This window comes from Mesorhizobium sp. PL10, assembly GCF_053714315.1.
Genome location: NZ_JBSKBR010000063.1, coordinates 1 through 10,821 on the forward strand (window position 1 = coordinate 1; position 10,821 = coordinate 10,821).

Here is a 10,821-nt window from a genome sequence, read left to right on the forward strand (position 1 = left end):
GCGATTGACGTGGGCGACGCGCTCAGCGGTCAGTGTCTTGCGCTCGCGGCAGACCCGGCGAGGAGGTCGTGCCATTTTCTTCGGATACATCATGACGAGCGGATGCACGAAACCATCGTTGGCCAGCCATGCTGCCTGCCGCGTCGGGCAATGGGCACCCTGTTGCCGGACATTCGGAATTGGCCGCGCAGGTCGACGCTTCACCTGCGCGGTCTTTCCCTGCCACATTGGCATGCTTTGACGCGGATTCTTCGTCCTGATGCCGCGTTCGGCCACCTCCCTCGGACAAATCTGCGCCAGCATGCGCAGGGACGCAGCATTCAAAACCCATAGCGGCAACGTCGCGCCCGCGGCTTCGTCCAACACGTTTTTAGCTTACCGGCGCAATATATGCCGGTGCTTGCATGGCGCGCGGTCGCAACAGCGCCGCCAACCTAAAAACGCTCTCTATTATGTGGAGCGCTGGATTATCCAGAGCGTTTTTAGCTTGGCGTCGCGCAGAAAGACGGATGGTGAGAGCGCGCTGTGGCGGATCGCGACGGTTAGCTAAAAACGTGTTGGACCCCCGTGGGTCGGTCAAAATCCCCCGGGTATGGTCACTTGAAACTCCCCCACCTGATGATCCACCGGCAGCGCTGCTGAACAGCGGTAGCCGGTAAGGCAGGACGTTTATTTTCGCCCCTTTCATACAGCGAGGGGGCCGGGAGTTGAACGTCTTGAAGGCACATCTGCAAAGCACCGTACTGACATTACTTGATCGCAACACCAGCCAGCGCGAGATTCAAAGGCTGACGGGGGTCGATCGCAAGACCATACGGCGTTACCAAGCGAAGCGGGGCGGTGCGGAGGCAAATTCCCCCGGGGAAGTGACCACCGGCTCGGCAAGCGCGGAGGATCAAATTCCTCCACCCCGACCACCGGGTTTTGGAGTGTCGGGAACGGCAGTCACCAGCGGCCTGGTCCGGTCGGCCTGCGAAACGCATCGGGCGTGGATCGAAGACCAGGTCCGCCTGAAACGGAATGCGCAAGCGATTTACCAGGACTTGGTCGATCAATTTGGCGTTCCGTTCAGCTACCAGAGCGTCAAGCGATTTGTGCGCACGTTGCGACACAGCGATCCAGAACAGTTTGATCGTCTTGAATTCCTCCCCGGCGAGGAGGCTCAGGTCGACTATGGCGAGGGCGCGCTGACGATCGATCCCAAGAGCGGCCGGTACCGTCGCCCCCGCCTGTTCGTGATGACGCTGCGCTATTCGCGGCGCAGCTTCCGGCGAGTGGTCTGGAAATCCAGCCAGCAAGTCTGGGCGAAGCTTCACGAAGAGGCATTTCGACATTTTGGCGGGGTGGTCAGTTATGTCGTGCTCGATTTTGTTCCCGGGAACAAAATCGAGCTTTTGTGTCCGACGCCATTATGTGGCGAGCGCAGTTAACACCCGCGTTTGCGAACAATATCGTTGTGCCAGTGGCAACATAACGGAGCGCTCATGGCATGGTGATCTCGTTGTTTCCTTAGGAGATTATCATGCTGGAGAAGTACTACATCCGCCCTGCTACTATCGATCGCATCCAAGGTTCCTGGATTGCGTCCACAATCGAACAATACGTCGCCTGGATGGCAGAACGCCGCTATGCCGATCGCAGCGTGTTTCGCCGGATTCCCATCGTCGTGAGTTTCGGCGAGTTCGCAAAAGCTCATGGAGCCCGGGAAGTTAAGAACCTACCTGATCACGTTGAGCCATTCGTGCAAGCGTGGATTGGTGAGCATGCTAGACGACGCTCCGGCCGGCGACGCAACCGGATCGGCTATGAAGTCCGCAATCCCATTCGACAGATGCTGAGGCTGGCGGTCTCCGGCTATGTCGGCCGGGGTCGTCTCCATAAACCGGACAACCCGTTCGAACGTCAAGCGCCGGGGCTGTTCAAGTACCTGACCGAAGAGAAGGGGCTTCGTCAGAGATCGATAGACCAGTACCGATTTAGTTTGCGTCAGTTCGCAACCTATCTTGAGCGCATCGGCGTCGGCGACCTCGCAAACCTGTCGCCCACCCTGCTCAGTGGGTTCATTGCCGAATACGCTCCGCCGCGAGTTTCCTGGTCGACGGTGCGCAATGCCTGCGGGGTGCTACGGGTCTTCCTGCGCTACCTCCATCGTGAGGGGGTTCTGGCCAAAGATCTCAGTTCGCTTGTCGAGTTTCCACAGTCGTACCGACACGCTGGTGTTCCGCGATCGATCAGTTGGGAACAGGTGGAGCAGGTGCTGGCAGGCATCGACAGACGGTCCGCCTCCGGCAAGCGCGACTACGCAATGATGATGCTGCTTGCAACCTATGGACTGCGGGCTGCGGAGGTCGCCACGCTCACGCTTGATGACATTGACTGGCGCAACGAACGGCTCAAGATCCGGGATCGCAAAGCAGGCAATACCACCACTTATCCGCTCTCGGCGGCGGTGGGGGGTGCGATCATCGAATACCTCAAAAACGGGCGACCTGCCACGACACGTCGCGAGGTATTTATGCGCTGCTGCGCTCCACATGCCCCGATAGGCTCGGCGGCGGTTGTCTGTCGCGCCGCTCATTTCATCCGCAAAGCCGGCATTACCGTGCCACGCGCCGGTGCCCATGTCCTACGTCACAGCTGTGTGCAGCGACTGCTGAACGCCAATTTTCCGCTGAAGCACATCGGCGACTACGTCGGCCACCGCAGCGCCTCCTCCACCCAGATCTACGGGAAGATCGCTGTCGAACAGCTGCGCGAGATTGCACTCGGCAATGGGGAGGACGTGCTGTGAGCCACGATGGACGTTTCCAGAGTTTTCTCCGCCATGAGATTGAGCAATTCCTTGCCCACAAGCGCTCGTTGCGACGGCGCTATGATGCCGAAGAGAAGACGCTCGCGCTGTTCGATGCCTACTTGTCGAAGAACAACATTCGTGGCCTTGCCGAGATAACCCCGGCACTGGTTGATGAGTTTCTCCTCTCGCGCCCAAGGTCGCGTCCGAGAAGCTATAACCACCTGCGCTGTACGGTAGGGCGACTGTTCTCGTATCTCGTCGATCACGAGAAGCTCGCCCAGACACCGTTGAGATCCCCACCACGGCGCGGAAGTTATCAGCGCACCCCCTTTATCTTCGACACAGATGCAGCCACTCGGTTGCTCGCTCTTGCCAAGGCGCTTCCGAACCACGGCGGTACGATCGAGCGTGGCAACACGTATTTCGTACTGTTCGCTGTCCTTTACGGATTGGGGTTGCGCGTCGGCGAGGCTTGCCGGCTGTGCCTCAAAGACGTCGATCTGGAACGGCGGCTGCTCGTTATCCGGGAGACCAAATTCTACAAGAGCCGCCTCGTTCCATTTGGGCCGAAGCTCGGAGCACTCCTGGGTGAGCATCTGCATCAACGGCAGACCACGGCCCTCGCAACCAGTACTGCGGACGATCAGCCGCTGTTTTGCTTGCGCGGAGGTCGCCCAATCAATCCTGGGACCATCAGCCAGACCTTTCACGCTATGGTCCCGAGCCTAAACCTGCGGATCCCACCTGGCATTTCGTCTCCACGCCTGCATGATCTGAGGCACTCGTTTGCCACTGGCACACTCATGCGCTGGTATAGACTCGGCCTCGATCCTCAGACGAGGCTTCTTGCACTCTCGACTTTCATGGGGCACGGCGACATCAGTTCCACTGCCGTGTATCTGGCGCCGACCCCGGAACTGCTCGAACACGCCAACCAACGCTTCCGTGCCTTTGCAGCGGCAACACTCGGGGAGGATCGGTCATGACCCACTCCCTCGGTACACTGGTCCAGTCATTTTTTGCCGATCATCTCCCGGTACAGAAGGGGCTGCGGCTCGGTTCGATCCGCAGTTATCGTGACACGATCCGCCTGTTCCTGTGCTTCGTGTCCGAGCAGCGTGGCCGCAGAATTACTGCACTGGCCCTTGATGATCTGACGTTCGAACGGTGTCTGGCATTCCTGAAGCATCTGGAACAACAACGCGGCAACTCGGTGCGTACTCGCAATCAACGTCGCGCTGCACTGAACACCTTCTTTGCCTACCTCGCTGTGCGTGCACCCGAGATGCTGGCAGTTTGCCAGCAGGTCGCGGCAATCCCCGTCAAGCGCACATCACTCCCCGATACGCACTTCCTCAAGCCGCCGGCCAAAGTCCACTTGCACGGCAAAGGTGACAAGTGGCGGACGTGCCCGCTCTGGGATGAGACAGTGAAGCATATCCAGGCACTGCTGGCCCCGCGCCGCGCAGCGCCAGGCGAGCCAGTCTTCTGCGCTCCGAAGACTCGTCCCCTAACGAGGTTCGGGATCTACAAGATTGTCCGACGACACGGCGCTTCCTTCGATACACACGGGCCAAAATCCAGACGAGTCAGCCCGCACCTATTCCGGCACACCGCTGCCTGCCACCTACTGGAATCCGGTGTCGAAGTTAATGTCATACGCAGTTGGCTCGGGCACGTGAGTCTCGACACGACAAACCGTTATGCCCAGCTGACGCTGCGCGCCAAGGCCGAGGCGCTGCGGGCCTGCGAAGTGAGTGGTTCAGGTATTTCAACGGTACCCCGACCACGTGTTGCCTGGAAGGATGACAAAACCCTCCTCAACTGGCTCAACTCCCTGTAGCGCATTATGTGTCCTCTCGCCCGCGGCCCACCTTCGAAGACCGGCTCAAACCCGTCGCCAGCCACATAATGGCGTCGGACACAAAAGCTCGACAACCTGAAGCAAGGCGTCCTCAAGCCCGATCTGTACGAACCCGAGCTCAATCCGATCTACAGTGCGATGCTGGCCCATTACGGCGTCGTCGCCGACCCGGCCCGCGCGGCGGACCCCAATCGGAAGGGGAGCGTCGAAAACGCGATTCAACATACCCAGGGCACCGCGCTGGCCGGACGGCGCTTCGAGACGCTGGAAGCCCAGAACGAGTTCTTGAGGCACTGGGAGGAGAACTGGGCTTCCAAGCGCATCCACGGCAGCACTCGCCGTCAGGTCGAGGCCATGTTCCAGGAGGAAAAGCCGCACCTGCGACCGCTGCCTATCGCACTCTTCCGCATGTTCACTGAAGTGGTTCGGACCGTCTGCGACGACAGCACCGTTCGCGTCGACAACAGCTATTACGCCGCGCGGCCCGCGCCCATCGGCGGGCAGGTCAACGTGCGCCTCTACACTTCCACGATCGAGATCCGTGATCGCCACACCCATGCGCTGCTGCGCGTTCATACCAGGATGACGCACCCCGGTTCTGTCATCCTTCCCGCCAACGAACGGCCGTTCAATCCGTCGCGGCAAACCGCCGTGCTGCTGGCGAATGCCGGTCGCATCGGCCCCCAAACCAGGGCCCTGTGCCAACACATGTTCGATGCCGAGGGACGCCCGGACAGCGCGCAATGTGGGGCATTGTCGGGCTGAGCCGAAAATATCCGACACGGCTGGTCGAGCAAGCCTGTGCTCATGCCATCAGCAACGGCATCTACCGTTACAAGCACGTACGCGCGACTGTCGAGCGGCTGTTTGAGCAGGCGCTGCAACAGGTCGAAGAAGCCCCACAGCCGGCATCGCAGCTCACCCAGGATCATCCATTGATCCGCGCCCCCGCGGAATATGGCGACCTCTTCAGCCGTGCTGCGCGACACGATGCCGGCAGCGATGGCCGGCAGGCAGACGCCCACGACAACCCCTACGATCCACGCTCGTGACGCCTGCGCAACCCCGACCAGCTTCGGCGCCACGAGCGCTCCCGCTGCGCCTTCTCACCTCAAACTGGAGACCCAATCCCATGATGACCATACCCGAAATTGAACGCTGCCTGCGACAGCTACGCCTGTCGGGAGTCCGCGACACGCTGCAGACGCGCGTGCTGCAGGCGCAGGGCGCAAACCAACCCTTTCTGGAGACTTTCTCCTTGATCTTGCAGGACGAACTGGATCGTCGCCAGTCCCGCCTTATCGAGCGGCGATATCAGCAATCCGGGCTCGACGAAAAACTGACGCTCGCCGAATTCGACTGGTCCTTCAATCCCAAATTGCCGCGCCAAACTTGCTTCCAGCTCCACACACTGGCGTTCATCGCCGCCGGCGAGAACGCGCTGCTCGTCGGCAAACCGGGCACCGGGAAATCCCACATCGCCAAGGCGATTGCCTATCAGGCGATCCTGCACAGCCACAAGGTCCAGTACCTCGAGACCGATGACTTCTTCCACCGCCACGCTCTGAACGCCCCCGCGCAACGCGAGGCCCGGATGCGAACAATCATCGACTGCGATCTTCTCGTGCTGGACGATCTGTTCCTCGCACGCGCCATCCCCGACGAGGCCGGCGCATGGCTGCAGACCCTGATCCATCAGCGCTACAAACTGCGCCGCAGCGTCATCGTCACCTCCAATCGCGTCGTCCAAGACTGGGGCACATACCTGCGAGACAACACCATGAGCACGACGATACTCGATCGGCTGATGCACCATTGCCATCTGCTTGAGTTCGATGGACGCAGTTATCGTCTCAAAGAAGCCGCTGAAGCCCTTGCCCGGGAAACAAAGTCAAACTAACAAATCCACTTCTTGTCCTGCCTTGCAGGTGGGGGAGTTTGACTGACCCTAACCGGGGGAATTTGAAGTGACCCGCGGGGGTTGGACTAAGCCGCCGGCACGAGTGGCCGCTATGGGCGTTCAATTGAGCCGCACCCGCTAACAGGTATCGCGTAGCGGTGCGGACGCAGCCCCCTCGCCATCAAGTGCCGTTGGAACCACAATTCGGGAGAAATGGCGAGGTTAATAGGAGCGTCCAGCTTGCAATCAGCTCCGCGATCAGAGAACCCCATCTAATATCCGTTTTCGCGGTTTACCAAATTCAGCAGCGGCAATTCCCCTTCGAAGCGCTGGATCTCGCTTGCGACGACGTCGGCCATAGCGGATGCACTTAGTGCGCCGGCCACATGAGGCGTGACGATGATCTTTTGATGTCGCCAAAATGGATGGTCCTCAGGCAGAGGTTCATTGGCGAATACGTCAAGAGTTGCCCCGGCGAGATGAGCAGAATCAAGCGCATCAAGGAGATCGTGTTCAACAACATGGGCGCCTCGACCGACGTTTACAAGGAAGCTGCCCGTGGGTAGCATCATGAGGGTCTTCCTATTCAGGAGGCCTCGCAAAGGATCGGTAAGCGGGAGCACGGAAACGAGAATATTTGATTGCTTCAGAACCTGGTATAGCCCGGGCATGCCCGCCAAGGTCCGTATCCCCTGCACTTCCTTCTGCGTTCGGCTCCATCCGATAACCTCGAAGCCAAGCGAACGCAGCACGCCGGCTGCACTCTTGCCGATTGCACCGAGGCCTAGAACGCCGATGCACCAGTCGCCAGCCTGGCGGAGCGGGTGCGGTCGCCATACCCGTGCCTGCTGCTGAGCACGGTAGGTCCAGAGATCCCGATGCCAAGCGAGCACATGGGCGGCGACGAAATTGCTGACAAGCTGGGTTAGGCTTGGATGTACCATCCGCACGACGGGCACATCGGGAAGATCGGGCGTTTGTAGGAGAACATCCGCCCCAGCACCGGTGGAAAGGATAAGCTTCAGATTTGGAAGTTGCTGAAGCAACTCCATCGGGGGATCGTATCCAAGCAAATATCGGATCTCCGATCGCTCACCCTCCGGATAAACTTGGACCGGGAGGCACGGGAGCCGGCGTGTGATTTCGCGGTCAATGCCTTCGGGATGATCTGGGTCCTTAAAGAACAACAAGGCCATGTCACGCCTCTCAAAAGTTCGATCCAAATTAAAAGTGAGGTTCCAAGCCGATCAATATCGGGCAGCAACGGCGGCAACTTCGACCCGGATATCTTCCTCGAGCTTAACTTCGACACAGGCTCGTTGTGGCCAATGCGCGGGATTGGGGCCAATCCACTCGGTCCAGATTTTATCGAAGATCGGCTTTTCTTGAATATTCGAAAGGTAGATTGTAGCGGAAAGCACGTTTCCGCGGCTTGTGCCGGAGGCAGCGAGAAGGCGGTCGAGCTCCGCTAGGGTGAGACGGGTCTGCTCTTCAATACCGACTAAATAGTTTCCCGCCGTTGCCACCGACCAAACGAACTGTCCGAAACTGGTGCCGGAACTGCGTCCCGGCGCTACGCCGGGCACCCTTGAAATTTTTGATCCAGAACTCTTTTGCATGGCATTCTCCAGTGATTAAGGTAGGAAAAGGTTCAGCGAGAGGCGGCCTCAATCAGGCATGCAACCAATCGTTCATTCTCAGGTATCGAACGCGTAGCGATTCGGAGGTAACGGGTGCCATCGCGAATCGTTTTGCCTCCGTTGTGACGAATTAAGATTGAATAGTCCGCCAGTAGGCGCTCACCTAGCGCTGGACCATCCGGCCAATCGGTCGGCAAACGACAGAACACAAAATTGGCGTGAGGCCTAAGCACCTTCATGGACGGAATCGAATTCAACCGCTCGAAAAGATCGTCGCGATCGCGCCTGACGAATTCCCAGCTTGCCTCCGCTTCCGTCCGCATGTTCGGCAGCTGGGAAACAAAAAATTCCGCCAGGGTGTTTATATTCCACACCGACAGGCGCTCACGGACGCGACGAACGAGCTCTTTATTGGCGGACAGCATATAGCCAAATCGCAATCCGCAAGCGCCGTAGACTTTCCCAAGGCTTTTCAGGATAATCACATTCCGGAACCGGTCGAGTTCAGGCGCGATGCTTTCCGAACGCCCGTTCGGCATAAACTCAACGAATGATTCATCGAGAACGAGGAGACGTTTTTCCTTGGCAAGACGTTCTGCGAGCCTCAGCAAGTCAACCCTCGGGACAGCTCGGGACGTCGGGTTGTTAGGTGAAATCACGATTGCGGCATCACATGCGGTGTCGACAACCGTCTGAGCGAACTGGTCGACATCGAGTTCAAAGTGTGGCGGCGGGAGTTCATACCGCACGAGTCGGGATGGCAAGGCCGCCTGCTCGTATGGGTTGAAGGAGGGCGTGGGAACAGCCACTTTGAGATTGAGCTGTCCGATCAGGATTGAAATTAATTCAGCCGTTCCATTGCCGACGACCAATTGATCCGGGTGTTGGTTAAGCTGTCCTGCCAGTTCCTCGGCAATCTTCCAATGAGGAGAGGGATAGCATGCTGTGAGAGAGGGTAATCTCTCCGTGAGTTTCCTATAGAATGAGCTCGGAGGGAAGTACAAATTGACAAGAAGTACATGGTCAACGATATCATATCGCCAATACCCGCCAGGGAAATCGCTTACCAACGACGAGTTGGCCCCTGCAACTGAGTTTTCCATGTCATTTTCCTAAATTGAGCTTTTACCCGGCATCGAGAGAATTCAAACGACTCTGACGGTCCACGAATGGGTGCGGTAATTGGCTGTCACGACGTCGAGCCCACTTACGCGCTCCTCGATCTGGCCGAGAACTTTTCCCCACCGTTCTTGGCCGATCTGGCTGGGCACATCATGATATGACTTCCACATGCCAAGGTATTGGGCCGGCGACATTTTTTCGGAATGGGGGGCCGTTATCGAGATCACGTGCGTAAACTCGCCTGATGATAGAAGAACGTCTTCGATCCGTTCGAATAGGCTGTAGATGTTCGCCTGTACGCGATTCAGGTTCGGCACCTGCCGTTCGATGAGGTCTTCGATGTCCCTCATCAATGCGTCGTCATTCGGATCGTTGAGATCCCAAATGGCTGTGAAGAAACCGTCGGGACGAAGGATGCGACGAAACTCGCTGATCGCCTTCGCTTGATCTGTCCAATGGAACGCCGTACCCATGGTGGTCCAATTCACGCAGCCGTTTGAAAGAGTAGTAGCCTCGGCGGATCCTCGACGCCATTCGAAGGCTTGCGAGGACCCATCGGACAAGGATCGGCCGCCAGCCATCCCGTCGCTTGGTTCCACCGCATATCCGCAAAGGCCTCGCGCGGCGAGCATAGACGTCAGCTTGCCTGTTCCGGCACCAACGTCAGCAACAAGCACCGCATCACGGTGCGCTGAAGATACCAACCCGCACAGCACATCGATCACGCAGGGCGCATATGCTGGGCGGTTTACGTAATGCTCTGCGACCGCGCTGAGATCTCCCCATGCGATAGGGCTGGCTATAGTCATTGCTTCCTCCATCAGATTTTGCATTGTTGCTAAAGTAGTCCCTGTGCCGCCAACACACCGGATGCGGCTACGGCCGTCAGATGGCCGGAGAATTCTTCGATATCCGGTCAAGGGCCTGTCGACGACAAAGGAGTTCATCTTCGGGAAGCCCCTCTCCTCGAGCAAATGCCGGCGGCGCAACGCTGCTGGCGGTTCCGGGCAACCAGAAGCGCATTTTTGAAATTGCCGAAGCCGCTGTCCCCGTCGACGAGAACTGGAATGTTCGTCGCCTCGACCATTTGCTCGATGACATCCACAACCTACGTGCAGCTTGCCTCATTGTCATCTCGATACCTAACCGCCAAGGAGATCGGCAAGAGTTCGGCGCTCATCGGAGCTGAAATCGCCTTGTTCATTGTTATGCCTCCGTCATCGTGCCATGAATACCGGTCGGCAGTTGCTGCCGCCACTCAACGCAGGGAAACAAAACTCGTGCCAATTTGGCTGATCGAGATAAAGAACAAGATAGTGATTTCTTTTCAGCTATGTAGCCTCAAGAAAAATGTATCGGCCAAACAAGGCTGTGTCGCGAACCCGACGTAATTACCCACCCCCTCGCCCCCTCGATGCGGCATGGTGCGTCGTCACTCGACGTCGATGTCTGGGTACTGCGGGGGAGCCTTGCCGATCTTGCTGACGATCCTCGGGTAATT

Annotated in this window: 10 protein-coding genes and 2 pseudogenes; 7 read left to right on the forward strand and 5 right to left on the reverse strand. The window is 58.2% G+C overall.

Going from position 1 to position 10,821, the window contains the following annotated elements; translation table 11 throughout:
* Positions 1-363: hypothetical protein (locus tag ACWGTO_RS32010; RefSeq protein ID WP_454578742.1), on the reverse strand; the 363-nt coding region annotated here is incomplete at its 3' end.
* 308 nt (positions 364-671) lie between these two features.
* Between ACWGTO_RS32010 and ACWGTO_RS32015 the strand changes: the two are divergent.
* The 6 genes and pseudogenes from ACWGTO_RS32015 to istB form a co-directional block, all read left to right on the forward strand.
* Positions 672-1,367, forward strand: a pseudogene (locus tag ACWGTO_RS32015) (IS21 family transposase); the annotation flags it as partial.
* A 155-nt stretch (positions 1,368-1,522) separates the two neighbouring features.
* Positions 1,523-2,791 (forward strand): site-specific integrase, encoded by a 1,269-nt coding sequence (locus ACWGTO_RS32020; protein ID WP_454578743.1) that lies wholly within the window; start codon positions 1,523-1,525, stop codon positions 2,789-2,791.
* A complete protein-coding gene (locus ACWGTO_RS32025; protein WP_454578744.1) occupies positions 2,788-3,780 on the forward strand; it encodes a tyrosine-type recombinase/integrase in 993 nt (330 codons plus the stop codon). Before ACWGTO_RS32020 ends, ACWGTO_RS32025 begins: the two co-directional genes overlap by 4 nt.
* Positions 3,777-4,637: a tyrosine-type recombinase/integrase gene (locus tag ACWGTO_RS32030; RefSeq protein WP_454578745.1), complete on the forward strand. Its 861-nt coding sequence runs from the start codon at positions 3,777-3,779 to the stop codon at positions 4,635-4,637. Before ACWGTO_RS32025 ends, ACWGTO_RS32030 begins: the two co-directional genes overlap by 4 nt.
* Positions 4,638-4,724: 87 nt before the next feature.
* Positions 4,725-5,813 (forward strand): annotated as a pseudogene (locus ACWGTO_RS32035) (Mu transposase domain-containing protein); the annotation flags it as partial.
* Positions 5,791-6,558, forward strand: coding sequence for an IS21-like element helper ATPase IstB (gene istB, locus ACWGTO_RS32040; protein ID WP_454578746.1), 768 nt, complete (start codon positions 5,791-5,793; stop codon positions 6,556-6,558). The pseudogene ACWGTO_RS32035 and the gene istB, both read left to right, overlap by 23 nt.
* A gap of 272 nt (positions 6,559-6,830) precedes the next feature.
* On the opposite strand, the gene ACWGTO_RS32045 is transcribed toward istB, so the two are convergent.
* Genes ACWGTO_RS32045 through ACWGTO_RS32060 form a run of 4 tightly spaced genes read right to left on the reverse strand, consistent with a single transcriptional unit; the run spans position 6,831 to position 10,129 of the window.
* Complete coding sequence (locus tag ACWGTO_RS32045) at positions 6,831-7,754, reverse strand: 2-hydroxyacid dehydrogenase (RefSeq protein WP_454578747.1); 924 nt, start codon at positions 7,752-7,754, stop codon at positions 6,831-6,833.
* Positions 7,755-7,805: 51 nt separating this feature from the next.
* Positions 7,806-8,177, reverse strand: coding sequence for a RidA family protein (locus tag ACWGTO_RS32050; protein WP_454578748.1), 372 nt, complete (start codon positions 8,175-8,177; stop codon positions 7,806-7,808).
* A gap of 32 nt (positions 8,178-8,209) precedes the next feature.
* Positions 8,210-9,301: a pyridoxal phosphate-dependent aminotransferase gene (locus tag ACWGTO_RS32055; protein ID WP_454578749.1), complete on the reverse strand. Its 1,092-nt coding sequence runs from the start codon at positions 9,299-9,301 to the stop codon at positions 8,210-8,212.
* 42 nt (positions 9,302-9,343) lie between these two features.
* On the reverse strand, positions 9,344-10,129 hold the full coding sequence (locus tag ACWGTO_RS32060) for a class I SAM-dependent methyltransferase (protein WP_454578750.1): 786 nt from the start codon (positions 10,127-10,129) through the stop codon (positions 9,344-9,346).
* Between the two features lie 258 nt (positions 10,130-10,387).
* On the opposite strand from ACWGTO_RS32060, the gene ACWGTO_RS32065 reads away from it, so the two are divergent.
* A complete protein-coding gene (locus tag ACWGTO_RS32065) occupies positions 10,388-10,711 on the forward strand; it encodes a hypothetical protein (RefSeq protein WP_454578751.1) in 324 nt (107 codons plus the stop codon).
* The last annotated feature ends 110 nt before the right edge of the window (positions 10,712-10,821 follow it).

What these genes read in the sequence shown, in the direction of transcription:
- ACWGTO_RS32020 (WP_454578743.1), top strand. Translation starts at nt 1,523, where the DNA reads ATGCTGGAGAAGTACTACATCCGCCCTGCTACTATCGATCGCATCCAA.
- ACWGTO_RS32030 (WP_454578745.1), top strand. Translation starts at nt 3,777, where the DNA reads ATGACCCACTCCCTCGGTACACTGGTCCAGTCATTTTTTGCCGATCAT.
- istB (WP_454578746.1), top strand. Translation starts at nt 5,791, where the DNA reads ATGATGACCATACCCGAAATTGAACGCTGCCTGCGACAGCTACGCCTG.
- ACWGTO_RS32045 (WP_454578747.1), bottom strand. Translation starts at nt 7,754, where the DNA reads ATGGCCTTGTTGTTCTTTAAGGACCCAGATCATCCCGAAGGCATTGAC.
- ACWGTO_RS32050 (WP_454578748.1), bottom strand. Translation starts at nt 8,177, where the DNA reads ATGCAAAAGAGTTCTGGATCAAAAATTTCAAGGGTGCCCGGCGTAGCG.
- ACWGTO_RS32055 (WP_454578749.1), bottom strand. Translation starts at nt 9,301, where the DNA reads ATGGAAAACTCAGTTGCAGGGGCCAACTCGTCGTTGGTAAGCGATTTC.
- ACWGTO_RS32060 (WP_454578750.1), bottom strand. Translation starts at nt 10,129, where the DNA reads ATGACTATAGCCAGCCCTATCGCATGGGGAGATCTCAGCGCGGTCGCA.
- ACWGTO_RS32065 (WP_454578751.1), top strand. Translation starts at nt 10,388, where the DNA reads ATGTTCGTCGCCTCGACCATTTGCTCGATGACATCCACAACCTACGTG.